The organism is Brevundimonas sp. FG8 (assembly GCF_057808845.1).
On record NZ_JBMDIU010000001.1, the window covers coordinates 661,172 to 684,852 of the forward strand.

At 67.4% G+C, this 23,681-nt stretch carries 21 protein-coding genes; 13 read left to right on the forward strand and 8 right to left on the reverse strand.

What is annotated here, in order from left to right; all coding sequences use genetic code 11:
- Window positions 1-52 precede the first annotated feature (52 nt).
- From ACODRV_RS03130 to ACODRV_RS03140, 3 genes are read right to left on the reverse strand one after another with little or no spacing between them, the layout of a single operon-like run.
- Window positions 53-706: a 3-oxoacid CoA-transferase subunit B gene (locus ACODRV_RS03130; protein WP_141626162.1), complete on the reverse strand. Its 654-nt coding sequence runs from the start codon at window positions 704-706 to the stop codon at window positions 53-55.
- A gap of 60 nt (window positions 707-766) precedes the next feature.
- Window positions 767-1,141: a four helix bundle protein gene (locus ACODRV_RS03135; RefSeq protein ID WP_141626163.1), complete on the reverse strand. Its 375-nt coding sequence runs from the start codon at window positions 1,139-1,141 to the stop codon at window positions 767-769.
- Window positions 1,142-1,182: 41 nt separating this feature from the next.
- Complete coding sequence (locus ACODRV_RS03140) at window positions 1,183-1,887, reverse strand: CoA transferase subunit A (RefSeq protein ID WP_141626164.1); 705 nt, start codon at window positions 1,885-1,887, stop codon at window positions 1,183-1,185.
- 414 nt (window positions 1,888-2,301) lie between these two features.
- Here ACODRV_RS03140 and ACODRV_RS03145 point away from each other — a divergent pair, with 414 nt between their 5' ends.
- Window positions 2,302-3,327: an SAM-dependent methyltransferase gene (locus tag ACODRV_RS03145; RefSeq protein ID WP_488907447.1), complete on the forward strand. Its 1,026-nt coding sequence runs from the start codon at window positions 2,302-2,304 to the stop codon at window positions 3,325-3,327.
- 152 nt (window positions 3,328-3,479) lie between these two features.
- Here the strand turns inward: ACODRV_RS03145 and ACODRV_RS03150 are convergent, their stop codons facing one another.
- Window positions 3,480-4,163 (reverse strand): hypothetical protein, encoded by a 684-nt coding sequence (locus tag ACODRV_RS03150; protein WP_488907383.1) that lies wholly within the window; start codon window positions 4,161-4,163, stop codon window positions 3,480-3,482.
- Window positions 4,164-4,388: 225 nt separating this feature from the next.
- On the opposite strand from ACODRV_RS03150, the gene ACODRV_RS03155 reads away from it, so the two are divergent.
- Window positions 4,389-4,802 (forward strand): DUF2177 family protein, encoded by a 414-nt coding sequence (locus tag ACODRV_RS03155; RefSeq protein WP_488907384.1) that lies wholly within the window; start codon window positions 4,389-4,391, stop codon window positions 4,800-4,802.
- A gap of 13 nt (window positions 4,803-4,815) precedes the next feature.
- Here the strand turns inward: ACODRV_RS03155 and ACODRV_RS03160 are convergent, their stop codons facing one another.
- The gene (locus ACODRV_RS03160; protein ID WP_488907385.1) at window positions 4,816-5,247 is read right to left on the reverse strand and encodes a hypothetical protein; all 432 of its coding nucleotides are present in this window, start codon (window positions 5,245-5,247) and stop codon (window positions 4,816-4,818) included.
- A gap of 171 nt (window positions 5,248-5,418) precedes the next feature.
- Between ACODRV_RS03160 and ACODRV_RS03165 the strand changes: the two genes are divergently transcribed.
- The 5 genes from ACODRV_RS03165 (at window position 5,419) to ACODRV_RS03185 (ending at window position 12,062) form a co-directional block, all read left to right on the forward strand.
- Entirely contained in the window at window positions 5,419-6,291 is an 873-nt protein-coding gene (locus ACODRV_RS03165; protein WP_488907386.1) for an SGNH/GDSL hydrolase family protein, read from the forward strand.
- A 2-nt stretch (window positions 6,292-6,293) separates the two neighbouring features.
- The gene (locus ACODRV_RS03170; protein WP_488907387.1) at window positions 6,294-7,571 is read left to right on the forward strand and encodes a GDSL-type esterase/lipase family protein; all 1,278 of its coding nucleotides are present in this window, start codon (window positions 6,294-6,296) and stop codon (window positions 7,569-7,571) included.
- The gene (locus ACODRV_RS03175; RefSeq protein ID WP_141626169.1) at window positions 7,571-8,986 is read left to right on the forward strand and encodes an MBOAT family O-acyltransferase; all 1,416 of its coding nucleotides are present in this window, start codon (window positions 7,571-7,573) and stop codon (window positions 8,984-8,986) included. The genes ACODRV_RS03170 and ACODRV_RS03175 overlap by 1 nt, the downstream gene beginning before the upstream one ends.
- Window positions 8,987-9,002: 16 nt before the next feature.
- Window positions 9,003-9,536 (forward strand): hypothetical protein, encoded by a 534-nt coding sequence (locus tag ACODRV_RS03180; RefSeq protein WP_141626170.1) that lies wholly within the window; start codon window positions 9,003-9,005, stop codon window positions 9,534-9,536.
- 78 nt (window positions 9,537-9,614) lie between these two features.
- Entirely contained in the window at window positions 9,615-12,062 is a 2,448-nt protein-coding gene (locus ACODRV_RS03185; protein ID WP_488907388.1) for an alpha/beta hydrolase family protein, read from the forward strand.
- A 157-nt stretch (window positions 12,063-12,219) separates the two neighbouring features.
- Here the strand turns inward: ACODRV_RS03185 and ACODRV_RS03190 are convergent, their stop codons facing one another.
- The 3 genes from ACODRV_RS03190 to ACODRV_RS03200 form a co-directional block, all read right to left on the reverse strand.
- The gene (locus ACODRV_RS03190) at window positions 12,220-13,908 is read right to left on the reverse strand and encodes an alkaline phosphatase D family protein (protein WP_488907389.1); all 1,689 of its coding nucleotides are present in this window, start codon (window positions 13,906-13,908) and stop codon (window positions 12,220-12,222) included.
- 9 nt (window positions 13,909-13,917) lie between these two features.
- Window positions 13,918-16,494, reverse strand: coding sequence for a TonB-dependent receptor (locus ACODRV_RS03195; protein ID WP_488907390.1), 2,577 nt, complete (start codon window positions 16,492-16,494; stop codon window positions 13,918-13,920).
- 177 nt (window positions 16,495-16,671) lie between these two features.
- Window positions 16,672-17,388, reverse strand: a complete 717-nt coding sequence (locus ACODRV_RS03200) for a hypothetical protein (protein ID WP_488907391.1) — start codon at window positions 17,386-17,388, stop codon at window positions 16,672-16,674.
- 280 nt (window positions 17,389-17,668) lie between these two features.
- Here ACODRV_RS03200 and ACODRV_RS03205 point away from each other — a divergent pair, with 280 nt between their 5' ends.
- The 6 genes from ACODRV_RS03205 to ACODRV_RS03230 all read left to right on the forward strand — a co-directional run bounded on the left by ACODRV_RS03205 (window position 17,669) and on the right by ACODRV_RS03230 (window position 23,677).
- A complete protein-coding gene (locus ACODRV_RS03205) occupies window positions 17,669-19,093 on the forward strand; it encodes a circularly permuted type 2 ATP-grasp protein (protein ID WP_141626176.1) in 1,425 nt (474 codons plus the stop codon).
- Complete coding sequence (locus ACODRV_RS03210) at window positions 19,093-20,025, forward strand: alpha-E domain-containing protein (RefSeq protein ID WP_488907392.1); 933 nt, start codon at window positions 19,093-19,095, stop codon at window positions 20,023-20,025. Before ACODRV_RS03205 ends, ACODRV_RS03210 begins: the two co-directional genes overlap by 1 nt.
- 3 nt (window positions 20,026-20,028) lie before the next feature.
- Window positions 20,029-20,853 carry a transglutaminase family protein gene (locus ACODRV_RS03215; protein ID WP_488907393.1) on the forward strand — a complete coding sequence of 275 codons (825 nt, stop codon included), beginning with the start codon at window positions 20,029-20,031 and terminating at the stop codon, window positions 20,851-20,853.
- Window positions 20,854-20,926: 73 nt separating this feature from the next.
- Window positions 20,927-21,691, forward strand: a complete 765-nt coding sequence (locus ACODRV_RS03220) for a proteasome-type protease (protein ID WP_141626179.1) — start codon at window positions 20,927-20,929, stop codon at window positions 21,689-21,691.
- Between the two features lie 74 nt (window positions 21,692-21,765).
- Complete coding sequence (locus ACODRV_RS03225) at window positions 21,766-22,218, forward strand: acyl-CoA thioesterase (RefSeq protein ID WP_488907394.1); 453 nt, start codon at window positions 21,766-21,768, stop codon at window positions 22,216-22,218.
- Between the two features lie 37 nt (window positions 22,219-22,255).
- Complete coding sequence (locus ACODRV_RS03230; RefSeq protein ID WP_488907395.1) at window positions 22,256-23,677, forward strand: glycoside hydrolase family 47 protein; 1,422 nt, start codon at window positions 22,256-22,258, stop codon at window positions 23,675-23,677.
- Window positions 23,678-23,681 lie beyond the last annotated feature (4 nt).

Here is a 23,681-nt window from a genome sequence, read left to right on the forward strand (position 1 = left end):
CTACGCCGCAAAGGCTGATTGAGCGCGGGCGACCCGCCGGGTGAAAGGTTAACTACGCCTTCAGGCTGTCGGCAACGGTGTAGGTGGCCTCGGTCTTCGCGGCGACCTCGTCGAGGGTGACGCCGTCGGCCAGTTCGATCAGTTCCAGACCGGCGCCGTTCGGCTTGACGTCGAAGACGCACAGGTCGGTGATGATGCGGCTGACCACGCCCGTGCCGGTCAGGGGAAGGGTGCAGGATTTCAGCACCTTGGACTGGCCGTGCTTGTTGGCGTGATCCATGACCACGACCACGCGCTTGACCCCGGCGACGAGGTCCATGGCGCCGCCCATGCCCTTCACCAGCTTGCCCGGGATCATCCAGTTGGCGATGTCGCCGTTCTCGGCCACTTCCATGGCGCCCAGGATGGACAGGTTGATGTGGCCGCCGCGGATCATGGCGAAGCTGTCCGAGGAGCTGAAATAGCTGCTCTCGGGAATGGCGGTGATGGTCTGCTTGCCCGCATTGATCAGGTCCGGATCGACCTCGTCCTCATAAGGGAAGGGACCCATGCCGAGCATGCCGTTCTCGGACTGGAGGGTGACCTCCATGCCGTGCGGGATGTAGTTGGCGACCAGCGTCGGGATGCCGATGCCCAGGTTCACGTAAAAGCCGTCCTGAAGTTCGCGGGCGGCGCGGGCGGCGAGTTGTTCGCGAGTGCGGGCCATTGGGTTATCCGGGTTGTGGGGAATGGGGGTGTCGGGTGTCGGGTGTCGGGCGTCGGGGTGTCAGTCGTCTTTTGCTCGAAGCGAGCGGATAAGGGCGCCGAGGCCGCGACCCAGTTGGTCGCAACGTGTCAGGATCGGCTCGATGTCTGTCTTTGGGCCGCAATCCACTTCGGCGGCGATGATGGGATGTGTCTCCAGCTCTTTCAGCGAACCCTGAGCGATCATCAGGTGTCTGACGTAGTCCCTGCGGCTCCCCCGACCGTATCCTTCGGCGATATTCGCGGGAACAGACACTGCGGACCGCCTGATTTGCGATGTCAGACCGAACAGTTCGTCCTTTGGGAAGCGTTGGGTGATCAGGTAGCAGGCCTTCACAAGGGCGATCCCATCTCGCCAGACGCCCAGCTCGCGGTAGGATGAGAGTGGCTTATTCATTTCATACACCCCACACCCCACACCCGACACCCTACCCCCTGCTAGACGGCTTCGCGCTGTCGCACTGTCCTCTGTTCGATGCGCTTCTCGGACTCGGTGAGGACGATGCGGTCGACGTAGATGCCCGGGGTGTGGATGTGGTCGGGGTCCAGCGATCCGGTGGGGACGATATGCTCGACCTCCACAACCGTCACCTTGCCCGCCGTGGCCATCATCGGATTGAAGTTGCGGGCCGTCTTGCGGAACTGGAGATTGCCGCGGCCATCGGCCTTCCACGCCTTGACGATGGCGAGGTCGGCGACGAGGCCGGTCTCCATGACGTAGTCGCGGCCGTTGAAGTTACGGACTTCCTTGCCCTCGGCGACGAGGGTGCCGACGCCGGTGGCGGTGAAGAAGGCGGGGATGCCCGCGCCGCCGGCGCGGATGCGCTCGGCCAGGGTGCCCTGCGGGTTGAACTCCAGCTGGAGCTCGCCGGCCAGATACTGGCGCTCGAACTCCTTGTTCTCGCCGACGTAGGACGAGATCATCCTGGCGATCTGCCTGGTCTCCAGCAGTTGGCCGAGACCGAAGCCGTCGACGCCGGCGTTGTTGGAGATGACGGTGATCCCCTTCACGCCCGAGTCGCGCAGGCCCGCGATCAGCTTCTCGGGAATGCCGCACAGGCCGAAACCGCCGGACATGACGGTCATGCCGTCAAAGGTCAGGCCGTCCAGCGCGGACGCTACGTCGGGAAAGATCTTCCGCATCGCTTCCTCATATTTTCATCGCCTGATGAATATCGGCGACCTTGGTTCGTCCCTAACGCGAGGGGGCGGGCGGGGCAAGTGTGGCCGATCAGCCTTTTGGGTGATCAGCGGAGCGGGGGCTGAAAACCGGGACGGGTGAGACGGTGGAGACGATGCAAATACACCGTCTATGCCGTCTATCCCGTCTATGTCGTCTATGGGGCTGATCGGGCGGAAATCGAGTGGTGGCGGGGGTTTGAGGGAATTGGGGGTTGGAGGAGGGCGGAATATTATCCGGGTGATCGTCTATCAGTTGAGCCGGGGCGTCCGAGCTTAATCTAGCAGGCCGATGCGTCAGAATTGGTCGTGTCGGCGTTGGTCGCGGAAGCGAAGGGCGTGGCGCATCCGATGAGCGGTCTTGTGCGTATGCAGGGCATGAACATCGCCAATGTCGCCATTCGCCATCTGCAGGACGCGCCGTTCCCGGATTTCGTGACGCGGCCCGCCATCGACAGTCTGGTCAATGAGGCGCGCAGACGTCTGGACCGGGAGGGGCCGCACGATCAGGCCGCCTTCGCCCGACAGATGGCCGAGCGGGCCATCGCCGAGCACACGGACGCGGCCAACGACCAGCACTATGAACTGCCGCCCGAGTTTTTCCGGATCTGTCTGGGCAAGCGGCTGAAGTACTCCTGCTGCCTTTATCCCAATCCCACGACGACGCTGGATCAGGCGGAGGAGGTGGCGCTGGCCACCACCTGTCTGAACGCCGGTCTGGCGGATGGGCAATCGGTGCTGGAACTGGGTTGCGGCTGGGGTTCGCTGAGCCTGTGGATGGCCGAGCGCTATCCGAACAGCCGGATCACGGCGGTGTCGAACAGCCACGGCCAGCGCGGTCATATAGAGGCCGAGGCGAAGGCGCGGGGGCTGACCAATCTGACGGTCATTACCTGTGACATGAACGACTTCCAGACGGACGCGGTGTTCGACCGGATCGTCTCGGTCGAGATGTTCGAGCACATGGCCAATTGGCGGGCGCTGCTGACCCGGGCGAAGGGCTGGCTGAAGGCGGACGGCCGGATGTTCGTGCACATCTTCACCCACCGGGACGCGCCCTACCGGTTCGACCACACCGACAGCGGCGATTTCATCGCCCAGCATTTCTTCACCGGCGGGGTGATGCCCAGTCGGGGCCTGATGCGTGAGTTTCCGGACCTGTTCGAGGTCGAGCAGCAGTGGACCTGGAACGGGGTGAACTACAAACGCACCGCCGATGACTGGCTGAAGAACATGGACGCGCAGTCCGACCGGGTGATGGAACTGATGCGCGAGACCTATGGCGCGGACGCCGAGCTGTGGCGGCGGCGCTGGCGGCGGTTCTACATGGCGACGGCGGGCCTGTTCGGGAACGACGGCGGCAAGACCTGGGACGTGACCCACTATCGGCTGAAGCCGGCGTAGACCTCCCCACCGCTATCGTCATCCCGACGAAAGTCGGGACCCAGCGGCGCCGCGACGGCAGGGACACGGCTATGTCCCTTTTCTCGTCATCCTCGGGTAAGGCCCGAGGATGACGGCGGATTTGAGAACGCATCGGCCCGACATGCGTCAACTCAGTCCCTGCGGTCAGTTTGGCCGAGGGCTTCATCGACCATGCCCCTTGAAAGGGTCGATGGTGATCCGGGGTTCGATTCCTCAATCACGGTGACGAGCCTGGTCAGTCCGCCTTGTCCGGGGGAAGGGATAGACAGAACGCCGACGCCGGCCGGCGCCGGAGCCCCGTTTGCGGAGCCGACCACGCCCAGATCGAATTCGACAAACCCGACGGGTTCAGTCCTGCCACCGGTCACCTTGCCGGATCCGAAGGCGACGCGCACAGCCGTCGGCCGCCGCGTCCCGGTCGCCGCGCGGGTCAGCCGTACATAGGAGGGGGAGAGCTCGGCGGAGCCCGAGTTGTGAAATTGAACGTCGAAGCCGAAGACCGCGTCCTTCTCTCCCCACGTCAAACCGCGCAATACAGTCAGACAGAGGCGGTCCCCGTCGACAGGCCTTTCGAGGAGCTGAACATTTCGCGCCACGTAAACCGTGGTGGCGCGGCCCCGTCCACGAAGGGTGGCGGTATTGGTGGGGCTTGTGCTGATGGCCAAGGCCGCGCCTCGGTCAGGGTCTTCGAAGTCGCAGCCCGCATCGGTGCGGGGCCAAAGGATCATCGCGACTTCCGAACTGCTGGTTCCGGGCGAGCTCGCACACCCCGAAGCCACAAAACCGACGAGCAGCGCCATCAACGTCAATCGCATCTCACCCTCCCGAAAAGAGGCGGCCTCAGCCCTCTCCTCCCTATTCTATTACTCGCACCCGATCGAAACGATACGGCAGGGGTGAGGGGGAGTACGGCTGCGTTCGTATAATCTTCCGGTCTGCGCTGTTGCGTGGCTTGCCGGGGATGATGGTAGCGGTGAGGGCCGGGGACGCATCCAACGGGCGTTCCGCCGCGTATCTCTTTCCAAAAGGGAGACGCGACCGTGATCAAATATCTGTTCGCCTATCTGGGCGCCGGGCTGACCTTCGCGGCGATTGACGCGGTGTGGCTGACGACCATGACGGAGCGGCTGTACAAGCCGGTGCTGGGGCCGATCCTCGCCGACAAGCCGAACATGGTCGCGGCGGTGGCCTTCTATCTGATCTCCATCGGCGCGACGGTGTTTCTGGCCATCGCCCCGGCGCTGAAGGAGGGGAACTGGACCCGCGCCCTGATCAACGGGGCCGTGCTGGGGTTCGTCTGCTACGCCACCTATGACCTGACCAATCAGGCGACGTTGGCCAACTGGTCGACCAAGCTGACGCTGATCGACTTGGCGTGGGGGACGGTGCTGACCGGAACCTGCGCGGTGGCCGGGTATTTCGCGGCCTCATGGGCGCAGGCGAAGTGGGGCTGATCGCCCCATTCGGCTAAAGCGGGGCTGGCCCGTACGGGTTTCTGAAGCGGATCGTCCGAACTGGCTCATTGTCGATCAACCCGGGCAAGTGCAGTTTGCCGTTCAGGACCTCCCATTCGAGCGGAAGTCCTTGAAGGTCGTCGAGGACTTCATCGGTCGCATCGGCGATCTGGAGCGGGCGTCCTCCAAAAGAGCCGCTGACCGGATTTGCCGATCCCTCAACCCAAACCGACACCTTAGCGGCGCACAGTTCGACCCATTCGACGAGTCCTATCGGCTCCGGCCCTGCACCGGCTTCCAGATAACCCTGAACCGGGATTATCAGAGATTGGCCCCAATACCCCTCGGCGGTTGAGCCGTCTTCTCGCCAGCCGAGCCGAGCGTAGCACCCATGCTGCTGTCTGAACTCAAGGAGGGGCGCCCAATACAAATCCGCGTCGGTCATGGCCGGGACCATCGCGACTTCCGGTTCCCGGTCAAGTCTCCGGTGGAGGGGCATGTCGAGCTGACTTCCGCAACACGCATTAACCTTTTTCTTCGCCTGAGGCGGGCGTCGGATGGCAGGCGGGGGCGGATAGGGTAAAAGCGTCCGGTACGCAGTTCCGGGGGCGGGCGAGTGAAGGTCGGCATCAACGTACTGACGGCGACGTTCGTGGTCGGCGTGATCGCGGGTCTGGCGTTGACGCCGGACGGGCGCGACTGGATGCGCCATCCGACCCTGCTGCTGGGCGGACAGGCCTCGGCGTCCGCGCCGCCGTCTGCTGAAACCGAAGCCCCGCCTGCCGTTGCGCCGGTCGCGCCCGCGCCCGTGAGCGCCGCCGTGACCCCGCTCGCGGATCGTATCGCCAAGGGATCGCTGCGTATCGGCGTGTTCGGGGATTCGATGGCCGACGGGCTGTACGCGGGTCTGTATCGCGACCTGCAAGGTCAGCCGAACGTCAGCGTGAGCAAGTTCTCGCAGGTCTCCACGGGCCTGAGCCGCTACGACTATGTGGACATTCAGGCCAGGACGCGCGGCCAGCTGGACGCCGAGCCGGTCGATGTGGCGGTGGTGCTGTTCGGGACCAATGACGCGCAGGGGATCGAGCTGGACGGCACGGTCCACGCCTTCGGCACCGAGGGCTGGAAGGCCGCCTATGCGAAGCGGGTGGATGATCTGGTCGCGCTGCTGCGTAGCCGCGACGTGGCGGTGTACTGGGTCGGCCTGCCGCGCATGAAGCGTGAGAGCTTTGACGGGCGGATGGCCCTGATCAATGAGGTGGTGTCGGCGCGGATGCGGGCGCTGGGCGTGCCCTGGATCGAAACCACGGCCCTGACCTCGAACGCCGACGGCGGGTACGAAGCCTATCTGCCGAACGACGCGGGACGGCGGACGCTGATGCGGGCCAACGACGGCATCCACATGTCGATGGCCGGATACCTGCGGATGAGCGCGCCGGTCGCCGAGCGGCTGAAGCGCGATGCGGGCCTGACCGCGCCAGCGAACTGACCATGAAAACGGCGCAGGGCGCGCTGATCGCGGTGCTGATGGCGGTTGCGGCTCCGGTCGTGGCGCAGACGCCGTATGTGGCGCAGACGACGCCTGAGCCCGGTGTGGGGGTCTGTCCGGGCGGGCTGTGCCGGCCGGACGCGCTGGATGGCGTGTTCGAGGCGCTGGCGGCGACGGAGGCGGGCACGCGGGACCGGCCTGTCCACATCCTGCAGATCGGTGACAGTCACACGGCGGGCGACCGGATCACGGGCAAGCTGCGGGTCGACCTGCAACGGCGGTTCGGACGGGCGGGGCGGGGCGTGCTGCCGCCGGGCGTCCCGTATGAGGGCTATGCGCCCTATCAGGTGACGGTGGGCCAGCGCGGCTGGGTGATGGAGAACGCGCCGTTGCAGCCTCCGGCCGGGACGCCGACGCCGCGCACCGGTCTGGCGGGGACGCGGGCGACGGGCACGCGGGACGCGGTGATGGGCTTCGATCTGGAGCCGGGCGTCGAGGCGACGGTGCTGGGCGTCTGCGGGCGCGGAGCGGCCAACGGATCGGTGCTGTCGGTCGAGGCGGGCGGCGTGGGCCGCGAACTGGACCTTGGCCGGGGCGGTGACGCGGTCTGTCGCGAGATGATCCTGCCCGCGCCGACGCGGTCGGTGCGGCTGGTGGCGGGCGGCGACGGGGCGGTGATCGACTCGGTGCGTCTGACCGGCGCGGCGCGGGGCGTGACGGTGTCCAATCTGGGACGGGTCGGGGCCAGCCTGCGCGATCTGGCGGCGCGGGACGAGGCGACCGTGGCGGCGGAACTGGGCGCCTGGCGGCCGGACCTGATCGTGCTGGCTTACGGCGTCAATGATGGATTCGACGACGGGGTGGACGGCGCGGCGTATGAGGCGCTGCTGCGCGGGCAGATCGCGCGGATGCGGCGGCTGGCGCCGGGGGCGGCGCTGATGCTGCTGGGCGCGCCGGACGGGCTGCGCGGCGGCGTGACGGGCGGTTGCAGCGCCGACGGGATGCGGGCGCCGCCGCCGAAGCTGGCGGTGGTCCGGGATGTGCAACGCCGGGTCGCCGCCGATCTGGGCGTTGCGTTCTGGGACTGGCACGGACGGATGGGGGGAGACTGTTCGGCGGATCGTCTGGCGCTGGGGGCCGAGCCCCTGATGCGCGGCGACCGGGTGCATTTCACGAGCGCGGGGGCCGACTGGATCGGCGGCATCCTGTCGGGCGACCTGATGGCCGCCTATGACCGCTGGAAGGCAGGGCAGTCCCTTGGGCAGGGGGGCGTGGAGTAGTGCTGTTTCCCACGCTCGCCTTCGGCGTCTTCTTCCTGTTCGTCTATTTCACCACCTGGTCGCTGGATCGCGAGAACGGGCGGCGCAAGCTGTTCCTGCTGCTGGCCAGCTGGTTCTTCTACGCCCAGTGGGACTGGCGGTTCGTCGGCCTGCTGATCCTGTCGGCGGTCCTGAACTGGGCCATAGCGGCGCTGATCGCGCGCAAGATGGAGCGGGACGGCGTCGAGGCGAAACGCGGCTGGCTGGTCGGGCTGGGCGTGGCGGTGAACCTGCTGATCCTCGGCTTCTTCAAATACTACGGCTTCTTCGTGGAGCAGGCGGGCGATCTGCTGGCGCAGTTCGGCTGGGAGCGGGACCTGCCGCTGCTGGAGATCGTGCTGCCGGTGGGGATCTCGTTCTTCACCTTCCAGGGCATCAGCTATGTCGTGGACGTGCATCGCGGGAAGACGCCGCCGGCGAAGAGCCTGCTGGATGTCATGCTGCTGATGAGCTTCTTCCCGCATCTGGTGGCCGGACCCATCGTGCGGGCGTCGGACCTGCTGCCCCAGTTCGAGCGGTCGCCGCGGCTGACGCGGGAGATGGCGACGCATGGCCTGCTGCTGATCTGCTGGGGTCTGTTCAAGAAGACGGTGATCGCGTCCGAGCTGTCGGTGAATCTGGTCGATCCGGTCTTCTTCGATCCGTCGGCGCATTCGGGGATCGACATCGCGGCGGCGGTCTATGGCTATGCGGTGCAGATCTACTGCGACTTCTCGGCCTATTCGGACATGGCGATCGGGATCGCGGCCCTGCTGGGCTATTCGTTCCCGCGCAATTTCGACCAGCCGTACCGGGCCAGTTCGATGCAGGACTTCTGGCGGCGGTGGCACATCAGCCTGTCCAGCTGGCTGCGCGACTATCTGTATGTGCCGCTGGGCGGGGGTCGCAAGGGGCTGATCCGGTCATGCCTGAACGTCTTCATCACCATGCTGCTGGGCGGCCTGTGGCACGGGGCGGCGTGGACTTTCCTGGCGTGGGGCGCGCTGCACGGCGGGGTGCAGGTGGTCGAGCGTCTGGGCCGTTCGGTGTTCGGGGACCGCAAGATGATGCCGACGGCGGTCGGGGTTCTGATCACCTTCCACATCGTCTGTCTGGGCTGGATCCTGTTCCGGGCCGAGACCTTCGATCTGGCGATGGGGATGCTGGCCGGGCTGGGCCGGATCGGGCCGGTGACGATGCTGACGCCGCTGTTGCTGGTGCTGATCATGGGCGGGCTGGCGATGCACTGGCTGCCGCCGCGCGCGGTCGAGGGCGTGGCCGAGCGGCTGAAGGCGGCGCCGTCGATCACGCTGGGCGTGCTGGTCGGGATCGCCATCCTGCTGGTCGAGGCCGTGCGGCCCGAGGGCGTGGCGCCCTTCATCTATTTCCAGTTCTGAGGCGTTGGGAACGAGCATGACCGACGAGAAGGATCAGAACGGGCAGGGCGGAGTTCCGCTGGAGCCCTTCCCGACGCATCGACCGGAGTCGCCGTTCCCGCCGCTGTATGAAAGCCTGCCGGTTCCGCAGGACCCGCCGAGCGACTGGATACAGTCGGCCGACGCCCACGACCTGCCGACCGCGCCGGAGCCGCTGGTCGAGCGGGCCAATCCGCTGGTCGCGCTGGGGCGGTTCGCCTTCCCGCCGGGACCGCCCATTGATGATGAGGGGCTGGCCGCGCGGGACCTGCGCTGGACGACCCAGACGCTGGTGATCGCCGGGCTGTTCCTGCTGGTCTTCAACGCCGTCTCGCCGCTGAACTGGTCGCACCAGCAGGCGCCGGGCTGGGTGTCGGAGACGGTGGAGCGCGTGTCGGAAGCCTGGGTCGGGCAGCTGGCGCAGGTGGGGACCGACATGCCGAGGCAGGGGCTGCGCGAGGCGTGGTTCGGGGCCAAGGACGCGCGCTTCCCGGGGCAGCAGCCCGCACCGCCGCGTACTGATACACCATAACAGCGGCTTGACCGGACTCGGAGACGACCTCTAGCGTGCCGCCGCCCGTGAGTGAGCGGGCGCTCAAGGGGCTGTTTCATGCGTCATCGTCTGCTCGCCCGGGCTCTGCCCGCCTTTGTCCTGCTGGCCGCCGTCGCCGGTCCCGCCATGGCGCAGGAGGCCCTGACCTATCAGCAGCCCCCGTCGCCCATCGCTGACATTCTGGACACCAAGCCGACCCCGAGCTCGAGCCTGAGCCCGAACCGGACGACGCTGGCGCTGTTCGACCGGTCGAACCTGCCGCCCATCGCCGAGCTGGCCGAGCCGATGCTTCGGCTGGGCGGTTATCGCATCAATCCGCGCAACAATGGTCAGGCCAACAGCCGGGTCAGCTGGCTGACCGGGCTGAGCTTCCAGCCGGTCGCGGGCGGCGAGGCGCGGGCGGTGCAACTGCCCGTCAATGCGCGCTTCCTGTCGCCCAGCTGGTCGCCGGACGGATCGAAGGTGGCCCTGCTGATGGACGCCCCGACGGGGCTGGAGCTGTGGGTGGTGGACGTCGCCACGGCGCGGGCGAGCAAGCTGACGGAGGCGCGGGTCAACGCGGCCACCGGAAGCGCCTTTGACTGGACGCCGGACAGCGCCGGTCTGGTGGTGCGCCTGACTCCGCAGGGCCGGGGCGCGGCGCCGGACGTCAGCCGTCCGCCCGCCGGTCCGATCGTGGCCGAGAGCATGGGCCGGGTGGCCCCGGCGCGGACCTATCAGGACCTGCTGAGCGACGCGGGCGACGAGGCCCTGTTCGACCACTACTTCACCTCGCAGCTGACCTATGTGCCGATCAACGGCCGGGGCGCGCGCGATCTCGGCGCGCCTGCGGTCTATCTGGGCGCCAGTGTCTCGCCGGACGGGCGCCATGTGCTGACCACGACGGTCAAGCGGCCCTACAGCTATGTGGTGCCCGCCGGTCTGTTCCCGTCCGAGACGCGGGTGATCGACCTGCAGGGGCGCGCGGTCCATCAGGTCGCTGACCTGCCGCTGCGGGATAATGTGCCGACGCCGTTCGACGCCGTGGCGCCCGGCCCGCGCTCGATCCAGTGGCGCGCCGATGCGCCCGCCACCCTGGTCTGGACCGAGGCGCAGGACGGCGGCGATCCGCGCACGCCGTCGGAAGTGCGCGACCGCGTCTTCATGCTGGCCGCGCCGTTCAACGCGCAGCCGACGACCCTGATCGACCTGAACGAGCGCTACGGCGGGATCACCTGGGGCGATGCGGACACCGCGCTGGTGACCAGCCGCTGGTTCAACACCCGTCACGAGACCCGCTACGTCATCGACCCGTCGAACCCGGGAACGGGCCGGGTGCTGCTGGAGCGGAACTATCAGGACCAGTACAACAATCCGGGTTCGCCCCTGACCGAGCCGAACGCGCAGGGCTTCAATGTGGCGCGCTTCGCCGCCGACGGTCGCCTGCTGATGACCGGACCGGGCGCGACGCGGGAAGGGGAGTATCCCTTCCTCGCCGCCATGGACCTGAACACCGGCCAGTCGGAGCGTCTGTGGACCTCGGCCGCGGGCGAATACGAGAGCATCGTCGGGGTGCTGGATGACGGCGCGCGCCGTCTGGTGACTCGCCGCGAGACGAAGAACGATCCGGCCAACCTGTTCGTGCGCGATCTGAACGCCGCGACGACCACGCCGCTGACGCACTTCACCGATCCGGCGCCGCAGCTGGCGGGCGTGTCGCGTCAGCTGATCACCTACACCCGCGCCGACGGGGTGCAGCTGTCCGGCACGCTGTATCTGCCCGCAGGGTACGACAAGGACCGCGACGGTCCGCTGCCGCTGGTGATGTGGGCCTATCCGGCCGAGTTCACCGACGCCGCCGTGGCCGGGCAGGTGGTGGACACCGCCAACCGCTTCGTGCGGCCGGGCGGATCGAGCCATCTGTTCCTGCTGACGCAGGGCTATGCGGTGCTGGACGACCCGTCGATGCCGATCATCGGCAAGGACGGCGCCGAGCCGAACGACACCTACATCGAGCAACTGACGGCCAGCGCCGAGGCGGCGGTCAATGCGGTGGTCGAGCTGGGCGTGGCGGACCGCGACCGGATCGCCGTCGGCGGGCACAGCTACGGCGCTTTCATGACCGCCAACCTGCTGGCCCACACCGACCTGTTCCGCACCGGCATCGCGCGGTCGGGCGCCTATAACCGGACCCTGACGCCGTTCGGCTTCCAGGCCGAGCAGCGCACCTACTGGGAGGCGCCGGAGACGTACAACGAGATGTCGCCCTTCGCTTTCGCCAACCGGGTCAACGAGCCGATCCTGCTGATCCACGGCGAGGCGGACGACAACTCGGGCACCTTCCCGGTGCAGTCGGAACGCTTCTATGCGGCGCTGAAGGGCAATGGGGCGCAGGTGCGTTACGTCGTCCTGCCGCTGGAAGCCCACGGCTATCGCGCGCGGGAGTCGGTCGGTCACACGCTGTGGGAAACGGTGCGCTGGCTGGACCAGTATGTGAAGAACGCCCCGCCGCGCGCGGCGCGGTAACCCTCTCCCGGCGGGAGAGGGCTTGAGCGCCCGCGAGCGTAGCGAGTGCCTGCGCGAAAGGGGGAGGGGCTACGGTTAGAAGCCGACCCTCACCCGACCGCGCGCAGGACAACGGCTGCGCCGTTGTGCGCGGTCTCCCTCTCCCAATGGGAGAGGGTCAGGACTCCACCAGCGGTCCGTTGCCGTCCGCCGTCTTCGCGACCGTGTAGGTCTTGAGCACCGAGGCGTCGTAGCGCTTGTCGAAGATGGTCGAGACGGTGTGCAGTTCGGCCTTCGCCTCGGTCGGGGTGAGGGTCAGCAGGACGAAGCCCTTGGCCGACTGGTCGCAGAGCAGGACCTCCTCGTTCGCCGCGTTCAGGGCCGCCCCGAGGGGGACGCCCTGGACGTGGTCGCCGGGCGAGGGGCTGGAGATGGCGCTGGTGGCGAACTCGACGGCGGCGCGGCGGCCCGAGGCGTCCTTCAGGTCGTTGACCCAGAAGGCGTGGCTGTCACCGGCCAGAACGATGGGCTGGACGCCCGCGTCGGCGAAGGCGCCGTACAGACGCTCGCGGCCGGCGGGATAGCCGTCCCAGCTGTCGAGGTTGAAGGGCACGCCCAGCTTGAACAGCTCGATCGACTGGCGGACCTCGGCGCGCACGGCGGCGGGCAGGCGCGCCAGCAGGATGGAGACCTCGAGCGGTGAGGCCATCCTGGTGATGTCCGGCCCCTGCACCCGGCCCATGACGACCTGATTGCCGATGATCTGCCACGGACGGCCGGCCTCGCGCGAGGCCGTCAGGGTGGAGCGGATCCAGTCGCGCTGGGCGTCGCCCAGAAGATCGCGGTCGGTAGCGTTGAGTTTGGCTCGGAAGGCCTCGACGTCCGGGCGGGCGTCGCGGCCCGTGCCGATGACCGGCATGTCGGTGGCGAAGCTGAGGGCTTCCTGACGGGCGACCAGTCGGGTCTCGACCATCAGCAGGCTGGCCAGATCGCCGAAGTCGAAGCTGCGGTAGATGGCGTCCTCGGTCAGGCCGCCTTCCGGCTCGCGGATCGGCATCCACTCGAAATAGGCCTTCAGGGCGGCGGCCTTGCGGACGAGGAAGTCGCCCTCGGTCTCCGACTGGTGATTTTCGGCGCCGCCGGACCAGGTGTCGTTGGCGACCTCGTGATCGTCCCAGACGCAGATGAAGGGCGCGCGGGCGTGGGCGGCCTGCAGGTCCGGGTCCGACTTGTACTGGGCGTGGCGCTGTCGGTAGTCGGCCAGGGTGACGATCTCGTGCGGCGGCTGGGGCGTGCGGTTCAGACGCGCGCCGGTGGTCATGCCGTAGGAGTCCGGCTCGGCGCCGTATTCATAGATGTAGTCGCCCAGGTGGATGACGGCGTCGAGGCGATCCAGCTTCGACACCACCTCCCAGGCGTTAAAGTAGCCGCCCGGATAGAGCTGGCAGGAGGCGACGGCCAGAACCGCGTCGGCGGTCGGGCCGACGGGCAGGGTGCGAGCGCGGCCCTGAGGCGAGCGAACCTCGCCCGCCGAGAAGGCGTAGCGGTAGTCGACGCCCGGCTGGAGGCCCGCGACCGGCACCTTGACCGTGAAGTCGCGCTCGGGGCCGGTCTCGACCGTGCCGGAGGCGACGGAGGCGGTCGCATCGCCGTCGCGCCAGACAGACCAGTCGACCCGCACGGCGCGGACGGACGGGTCGGACGGCGTGACGCGCGTCCAGATCAGGAGCCCGTCCTGACGGGGATCGCCGGAGGCGACCCCGTGCAGGAACTGAACGTCGACGGCCTGACGGGCGGCGGCGGGCAGGCTTGCGCCCGCCGCACCGGCGCTGAGGAGACCGAGAAGACCGCGACGGTGCAGGCTCATGGCTTTACCCTAGTACTTCACGCCGAAGACGAGGCCGACGGTGCGGGGCTCGCCCGCGATGAAGGTCGGCAGACCCAGACCGTCGCCGGTGTTGCCCGCGTCCTTGATGTATTTCTCGTCCAGCAGGTTGTCGGCGAAGGCTTCGACCGACCAGTCGCCCTGCGCGCTGGTGAAGCGGATGCGCAGGTTCAACAGGCCGTAGGCGTCCTGATACTCGTCCACGACGGTGTCGGGCACGAAGTTGCCGGTCTGCAGATCGGTGCGGTCGTTGTTGTCGTCGAAGAACATCTCCGACTGCCAGGTGTACGTCGGCATGACGGCCAGCTCGCCACCCGGCAGCGGCACGCGGACCGACATGCCGAAGGAGGCGCGGTTGTCCGGCGACAGGCGGAAGCGGTTGCCGTCGTAGATGCCCGACTCGAACCGCGAGTGGTTGTAGGCGTAGGTGCCGAAGACATCGACGTAGTCGTTCAGGCTCAGGAAGGCCTGACCCTCGAAGCCGTAGGCGCGGGCTTCACCGGCGTTGGTGGTGATGAACTGGGTGCCGACCTGAACCGTCGTCTGGAAGTTCGAGTAGTCGTAGAGGTAGACTGACCCGTCCAGATGCAGGGCGCCGTTGAACAGACCCGTGGTCTTGGCGCCGATCTCATAGCTGTCGACTTCCTCGGCGTCCACGAAGGTGAAGTCCGGGGCGCCGAACGGGGCCGACGGGGCGCCGGCGGCCAGCACGGCCGGGCGACGGCCGCGGGCGTAGTTGGCGTACAGGCTGCTTTCATCGCCGATGGCGTAGCGGCCGGTGACGCGCCAGGTGAAGCCGTCGTCTTCCAGATCCTGATAGATGAAGTCGCCGTTGTTGGCGGTCGGCTGGAAGGTCAGGCCGAAGGCCGGGAAGGTGGCCGAGAAGGGCGCGGTGGCGGCGCCCGGCGTGGCCAGTTGACCGACGATGCCGTTGGCCAGGGCGCCGAGCTGGGCGGCCTGGGCCAGGTCGGCCGGGGTTCCGGAAGCGATCAGTCGCGCGATCTGGCCCTGAATCTGCTGGACGCCCAGCAGGCTGCCGGCGACCGAACGACCGTTGAGCACGGCGGACGAGAAGCCGCTGGTCTTGTCGTCCTGCGTCCAGCGGACGCCCGCCGAGAACTCCAGACGATCCGTCGGACGCCAGGTGACGTCGGCGAACAGGTCGACCGACTGCAGCTCGCTGGTGTTGGTGGCGGTCTCGATATGCGAGGCCTTGAGGTTGTCGCGGATGCCCGGAATGGCCGGGGCGGGCAGGCCGAGGCCGCCGAGAATCGGGTCCAGCAGGGTCGGGCTGGAATAGAAGGCCAGCGGCAGGAAGTTCGGGCCGGTGACGCCGGGGGCGCCGTCCAGCAGACCGGCCAGCTGGGCAAGGGCGATGCGCTCGTTGAACTCGGTCGGGGTCCGTTGCGAACCCTCTTCCTTGAAGTAGCCGACGCCGAAGAAGCCCGAGACGGCGCCGCCGTTGTCCCAGTTCAGGCGAAGCTCCTGGCTCCACTGTTCGCCTTGGGCGTCTTCCACGGCCGAGAGCAGGGGCAGGGAGATGCCGTCCGCGTCGAAGACTTCGTAGGAGTCGAACTTGCGGTAGGCGCTGGTCGAGGTCAGGGTCAGGCTGTCCGACAGGTCGAGGCGGGCGATGCCGGTCAGGCCCCAGACTTCGCGGTCCAGACCCAGATCCTGACCGCCGTCGATGTTGGTTCCCGGGGTAAGGGCGGCGCCCTCCCACGGCTCAGCCGAACCGATGACGGCGCCGGTGTTCGGGTCCTGCGGCGCATAGGCCAGCGACTTGAACGCGGTGCCCGGCGCGCTGTCGGTCTGGTAGTTGGCGATCAGGTCGAAGCGGAAGCCTTCGGTCGGCTGGAAGGCGCCCGAGAGGCGGAAGGCCTGGGTGTCGAAGCCGTTGTAGTCGGCGCCGCCGAGCAGGTTGGTCACATAGCCTTCGCGGGCCTTCATGCGGGTGGCGAAGCGGATGGCGGCGTTCTCGCCCACCGGGGCGTTCACCATCAGCTCGCCCATGCGGTAGTCATAGTCGCCGAAGCCGGCGCGGCCTTCGGCCTCCCAGTGGCCGATCTCGGCCTTGTTCTGGATCACGTTGACCGCGCCGATCAGGGCGCCGCGACCGTAGAGGGTCGACTGCGGGCCGCGGGCGACCTCGATGCGCTCGATGTCGAACAGCTCGACATAGGAGCCGCGGGATTTGGAGATCGAGACGCCGTCCTGGAAGACCGATACGCGCGGCTCGGTGGAGGCCTCGCCCGAGTCAGAGGTGATGCCGCGCATCACGAAGCCGGCGTTGTTCGGCGACTGGTTCTGGACGAGGAAGCCGGGGGTGAACGCCGACAGCTCCTCGAAGTCCTGAACGCCCAGCTGCTCCAGACGCTCGCCGTTCCAGGCGGTCAGGGCGAAGGGCACCTCGACGGCGCTCTGTTCGCGCAGCTGGGCGGTGACGATGACCTCGTCCAGCTGGGCCGGTTCGGCCTGCTGGGCGTGGGCGGCTCCGGCCAGAGCCCAGACGATGCCCAGGGCGCTGGCGCCGAGCAGGGTGGACGAACGTTGAACGCGATGAATCATGACAGCCCCCGGGGAGTGAGACTCCCGACCTAGCGGGGCTGTATGCCGTGACAGCGACGGTGAGACGACCGGCAAATGAAGCTCGGACGTCGTTCAGGTGAATAACGTTCAGTTACCGGCGCAACGAAAAGGGCCCGGCGATCAGCCGGGCCCTTCGTCGAACGCTGGACGCGTCCCCTAGCGGTTTTTGATCTTGGAGGCGTCGCCGGTTCCGCCCTCGGAAATGTCACCGACGATGGGATTGTCCGCCTGAACTTTCGGACGGCTGCTGCGCCAGTTGTCGAAATCGGCGGAGAATTTCTCGCGCCGTTCGGAGCGCCAGTCGTGATAGTCGCGGTCGAAGTTCGACATCTGCTGCTCGCGCCAATGCAGGTAGTCGGGCTCGAAATCATGGTTTGACCGGTCCGCGCGCGCCTCGCCCTTCAAGCCGGGGCCGGAGCCCTCCCAGATTTGCGCGCCGGGGGCGTAGCCGTGATCGGGCCGCGTCGAGCGAGCGTAGTCAGGGCGTCCATGGTCCGGGCGGTCATACTGCGATCGGGTGAAGGTCTCGCCGCGATAGTCCGGCGACGATGAGGCGCCGTAGTCGCGATCACCGCGACCGTAGCGCCCGTCGGAATAGCCGCCCTGATCGTAGCCGTAGTTCCGGCTTGAGGCCCGCGACGGATCGGGGTCGCGGTCGTGGCGGCCGCGATCATGGTCGCCCTGACCGTAAGAACTCCGGTCGTATTCATCCCGATCATACTGGCCTTGGCCGCGCCAGGCCTCGGCCGTGCGCCCGCCATCGCCTTCGGACCAACTGCGGCCCTCGTCGTAACGCCGGTCACGCGGTTCCCGGCCACGCTCCTCGTCGCGGCGGCCAAGGTCGTTCTGCGGTCGATATCGGGTGGGGTTCATGGCTGAAGCTCCTGTCGTTGGGGAGCTTCAGAACCGGAGCGATTCCGGGCTGTTCCAGCCGTTCACGGGGAGCTGACAGCCTTGGCCGTGAGGGCTCATCGGGCCCGGTCCCTCCGCCTGTTTGGGTAACGATGGTCTTGTGGCTACCGGGCAGGAGGGCGGTTCGCCGTCATGCCGGCGGCTGTACGTTTCCGGTTGAACCTTTGCCGCACCGCAACATTCCTGTTGCGCGAGCGTCACTTGTCGGGTCACGCTGCATATTCATTGCGGTGGGAGCGGCATGGCCTTCGACGAAATGTCCGGTGGGGCGCCCGTTTACGGGGGGAAGGTCCGTGACAGCTATCGCGGACTGGCGAAGTGGCTGGCCGACGCGCCCGAAGGGCTGTTGCAGGCGCGGTCGCGTCAGGCGGAGCTGTTCTTCCGCCGGATGGGGGTCACCTTCGCCGTCTATGGCGACGCCGAGTCCAGCGAGCGGCTGATCCCGTTCGACGTGGTGCCACGCATCATCGGCGCCGCTGAATGGGGCGGGCTGGAGAAGGGGCTGATCCAGCGCGTTTCGGCCATCAACGCCTTCCTCGCCGACGTCTATGGCAAGCAGGAATGTCTGAAGGCCGGCGTGGTCCCGGCGGAACTGATCCTGACCAATCCGCAGTATGCGCCCGAGATGCAGGGCCGCCGCCCGCCGCGCGACATCTGGGTGCAGATCGCGGGCGTCGATCTGGTGCGGACCGGCGAGGACGGCTTCTATGTGCTGGAGGACAATTGCCGCACGCCGTCGGGGGTCTCCTACATGCTGGAGAACCGCGAGATGATGATGCGGTTGTTCCCGGACCTGTTCGCCGACTATCCGGTGCGGCCGGTCGAGACCTATGCGGACATGCTGCTGGCCAGCCTGCGGGCCTGCGCGCCGGAAGCGGCGGGAAGCGATCCGACGATCGTGGTGCTGACGCCCGGGCCGTTCAACTCGGCCTACTATGAGCACAGCTTCCTGGCGGACAAGCTGGGGGTGGAACTGGTCGAGGGGCGGGACCTGTTCGTCGACGACGGCAAGGTCTTCATGCGCACGACCGAAGGTCGACAGCAGGTGGATGTGATCTACCGCCGTATCGACGACGCCTTCCTCGATCCGCTGACCTTCCGTCCGGACTCGGCGCTGGGCGTGCCGGGGCTGATGAACGCCTATGAGGAGGGCACGGTGACGCTGGCCAATGCGGTCGGCACCGGCGTGGCCGACGACAAGGCGGTCTATACCTACATGCCGGAGATCATCCGCTTCTTCACCGGCGAGGAGCCGATCCTGAACAATGTGCCGACCTGGCGCTGTCGGGAGCCGGACGCGCTGAAGCATGTGCTGGCCAACCTCGGCGATCTGGTGGTCAAGGAGGTCGGCGGCTCGGGCGGCTACGGCATGCTGGTGGGCCCGGCCTCGACCAAGGCCGAGATCGAAAGCTTCCGGAAGAAGCTGATCAATGACCCCGACGACTTCATCGCCCAGCCGACGCTGGCCCTGTCGACGGCGCCGACGCTGGACAAGGGCGAACTGCACGGACGGCACGTCGATCTGCGGCCCTTCGTGCTGTCGAGCCCCGACGGGGTGAAGGTGGCGCCCGGCGGCCTGACCCGCGTGGCGCTGAAGCCCGGCTCGCTGGTGGTCAACTCCAGCCAGGGCGGCGGAACCAAGGACACCTGGGTGCTGGACGTCTGATGCTTTCTCGTACCGCAGACAGCCTGTACTGGACGGGCCGCTATATTGAGCGGGCGGACTTCCTCGCCCGCATTCTGGAAGCCACGATCCGGTTGGCCGCCATCCCGACGCGGGGCGACGGGGACGCCGAGACGGTGTGGGCCAGCGCGCTGGCGTCGGCCGGGGCGCCCAAGGCGCTGGGCCGGGCGCCGACCGAGAAGTCGGTGCGGGAGTATCTGGCTTTCTCGCCGGACAACGCCTCATCCATCGCCGCCTGCATCACCCGGGCGCGGACCAACGCTCGCTCGGTGCGGACCGCGCTGACGGTGGAGCTGTGGGAGGCGATCAACGGCGCCTGGAACGGGCTGGCCGAACAGGGACAACCGACCCGACGCGACGATTTCGGCCACTTCCTCGAGTGGGTGAAGACCGTGACCCTGTCAGTCGAGGGCGCGGCCTCGCGGACCATGCTGCGCAACGACGGCTATTATTTCCTGCGGCTGGGCGCGGCCATCGAGCGGGCCGACAACACCGCCCGGCTGCTGGACGTTAAGTACCACCTGCTGCTGCCCGAAGGCGAACGGGTGGGCGGTCAGCTGGATTACTTCCAGTGGACGACCCTGCTGCGCGAGGTGTCGGCCCTGACGGCCTATCGCTGGGTCTATCGGGACAGTGTGAAGCCTTGGCTGGTGGCGGACCTGCTGGTGCTGAACCGGCAGATGCCGCGATCACTGGCCAGCTGTCAGGCGTCCATCGTGCGCTATCTGGAGAAGCTGGCCAACGATTACGGCCGGCGCGGTCCCGCGCAGCGACTGGCGGCGGAGCGGATGCGGGCGTTTGACGCCTCACGCATCGAAACCATCTTCCAGTCCGGTCTGCACGAATACATCCAGTCGTTCCTGAATGAGAACGGGCGACTGGGGCAGGCCATCCACGAACAGTATCTGAGCTGATCCATGCGTATCGGGATCGATCACACCACAACCTACGCCTATGACCGGGCGGCGCGGTTCATCGTGCAGAACCTGCGTCTGACGCCGCGCTCCAGCGAGGCGCAGACCGTGCGTCACTGGCAGGTGGAGACCGACGTGGACGCGCGTCTGCGCAAGTCCGAGGACGCCTTCGGCAACATCGTCCACGCCCTCTACACCGAGCAGCCGACGAAGACCCTGACCATCCGGGTGACCGGGGAGGTGGTGACCAGTGACACGGCGGGGGTCATTCCGCCGGATCAGGAGCGTCTGTCGCCGCTGGTCTTTCTGCGGGACACCGACCTGACGAAGCGGGACAGGCTGATCTCGGTCTTCGCGTCGGAGTTTCAGGCCCATCCGCCGCTGGACCGGATGCATCGGCTGATGGCCGGGATACACGGGTCGGTGGCCTTCGAGGTGGGGGTGACGACGCCGACCCATACCGCCAGTGAGGTGCTGGCCCTCGGACGGGGGGTTTGTCAGGACCATGCCCACGTTTTCATCGCCTGCGCCCGGCACATGGGCGTGCCGGCCCGCTATGTCTCCGGCCATCTGGCGCGGCGGGACCGGGCCGATCAGGAGGCCGCCCACGCCTGGGCGGAGGCCTGGATCGAGGGGCTGGGCTGGGTCGGCTTCGATCCGGCCAACGGCACCTGTCCAACCGAGCGCTACGTCCGGATCGCGACGGGGCTCGATTACCTCGGCGCAGCGCCGGTGCGCGGGGCTACCTACGGCGGGGCCGGGGAGACGCTGGCGGTCAAGCTGACGGTGCGTGATGCGGACATGCAACAGGGTCAGCAACAGGCGTGAACGCGGGGTCGATGGTCGCGGGAATCTGTTACGGTTCGTCGAATTCTGACGTTCGCGGGATACGACACGTCCAATGACTTACTGCGTAGGCCTGCTGGTCGATGAAGGGTTGGCGATGATCGCCGACACGCGGACCAATGCGGGCGTCGACAACATCTCGTCGTATCGAAAGCTGCACGTCGTCGACAGGCCGGGCGAGCGGGTGCTGGCCGTGGCGACGGCGGGCAATCTGTCGGTCACCCAGACGGCGCTGGCCATGGTGCGCGAGGGCGTCCATCTGAATGTCGGCGAGGAGCCGGAGACGCTGGAGACCGCGCCGACCCTGTTCCGCTGCGCCCAGCTGCTGGGTCATGCGCTGCGCAACGTCCGCCAGTCGATCGCCCCGGCGCTGGAGGCGGACAGTCTGAACACCTCGGCGACCATGCTGCTGGGCGGCCAGATCGCCGGCGGACCGATGCAGCTGTATCTGATCTACAGCCAGGGCAATTTCATCGAGTGCGGGGCGGACACGCCGTTCCTGCAGATCGGCGAGGCCAAGTATGGCAAGCCCATTCTGGTCAGCGGGTTGCGCGGCAGCACGCCGTTGGCGGAGGCGGTGAAGCTGGGGCTGATCTCGTTCTCGACCACCATGCGCTGCAATGTCGGGGTGGGGGCGCCGTTCGACATGCTGACCCTGCGCCGCGACATGATCAGCGGCGACGTGCGGCGGATCGAGGCGGACGATCCCTATTTCACCGACCTGCACGACCGCTGGACCCGCGCGCAGGCGCAGGCCCGCGCCGCCATGCCGGAACCGCCGTGGATGCCGAACAGCCAGGGGATGGCGGCCTTCGGTTGAGATCCCTTTCGCTGACCTGGCGTTGACGTGGCGGCGCCTTGCGGGGCGTTGAAGCGTCGGCCTAGCGTGTCGGCATGCCTGCTTTCGACACCCCTTCGACGCCCGCCGATTTCGCCTTCTTCGAGCCCCTGCGCGTGCGCTGGGCCGAGGTGGACATGCAGGGCGTGGTCTTCAATCCGAACTATCTGGTCTACGCCGACGTGGCGATGAGCGAATACATGCGCGCCATCGGCTTCTCCGGGGTGGACGGGCTGGCGAAGCTGGGCATCGATATGTTCGCGGCGGGCGCGTCGGTGGATTTCCGGGCCTCGGCGCGGTTCGACGACGAGCTGCGGCTGGGCGCGCGGGTCGAGCGGTTCGGGCGGACATCATTCCAGCCGCGGGTCGCGGTGTTCCGGGGCGATGAACTGCTGGCGGATGTCGGCCTGACCTATGTGTGCGTGGCCCCGGACGAGCCGCGCCGGACCGTGCCGGTGCCGGACGCCTTCATCGCCGCGTGCAAGATGATGGATGATCAGGCAGCCTGAGCCGTTGCAGGCGCCGCAGGCCGCGATAGGGTGAGCCATGATCCAGAACCGACTGACTCGCCGCCACGCCCTCGCGCTTTCGGGCGGTCTCGCCGCTCTCGGCCTTTCGGGCCTGCCCGCGCAAGCCGCGCCGTCGTTGCGGAGCGAGGCCCTGTCCGGGGAAGACTGGGCGGCCCTCGGCGCCGATGTGAAGGCCGAGTTCAAATGGGCGTGGGACCACTATGTCGCCAAGGCCTGGGGCAAGGACGAGATCAATCCGGTCTCCGGCACCGCGCGCTCGTTCTTCATCGAGGGCCATGATCTGGGCCTGTCGCTGATCGAGGCGCTGGACACCCTGTGGATCATGGAGCTGGACGAGGAGTTCCAGGCGGGGGTGGACTGGGTGAAGTCCAGCCTGTCGTTCGACATCGACGCCTATTCTCAGGTGTTCGAGACCAATATCCGTCTGGTCGGCGGTCTGGTGTCGGCGCATCTGGCGTGCGGCGATCCGGTGCTGCTGGAGAAGGCGAAGGATCTGGCCGACCGGCTGATGAAGGCGTTCGACGCCTCGCCGCACGGCCTGCCGTACCGCTATGTGAACCTGAAGACGGGGGCTGTGCGCGATCCGGAGACCAATCTGGCCGAGATCGGCACCTATGCGACCGAGTTCGGGGTTCTGGGCCAGTTGACCGGCGACGACCGCTACTATGCGGCGGCCAAGCGGGCGATGAAGCACGCGCTGGACATGCGGTCGGACAAGGGGCTGATGGCCGCCAACATCCACGCGGAGACGGGGCTGTTCACCAGCCGCAACGCCTCGATCGACGTCCATGCGGACAGCTTCTACGAATATCTGTGGGACAGCTGGGAGCTGTTCGGCGACGCGGACATGAAGCGCTGGGCCGAGGAGTGCATGGGCGCGATGGTCGCCCATCAGGGCAAGCGCTTCGACGGCCGTCTGTGGTTCCCGATGGTGGACTATGAGACCGCCGAGACGACCGCGTATTCGCAGACGGTTCTGGGCGCCTATCTGGCGGGGCTGCTGGGACAGGTGGGGCTGAAGACAGCGGGTGACGACTTCCTGGCGACCTATACCGAGATGCAGGAGCAGTACGTCATCATCCCGGAATCGATCGACGTGCGGACCCGCACCCCGCGCGGCAAGGGCACCGGCCTGCGCCCCGAGTTCGCCGACGCCTGCCTGAACCTGTGGCTGGGCGACCGGGACGAGCGCTATCGCGTCCTGACGGCGCTCCACTATCAGAACATGAAGGCGACCTCGAAGGCGGCCTTCGGCTACACCTCGCTGGCCGACATCACGACCCGGCCGATGGCGCAGGGCGACAACTGCCCCGGCTACTGGTGGTCGGAGCAGATGAAGTACTACTTCATCATGTTCGCCGAGCCGAAGCGGATCGACCTGGACCGGCTGCAGTTGAGCACGGAGGCGTGCGTGCTGAGGGGGTTTGTGCGGGGGTGAGGAG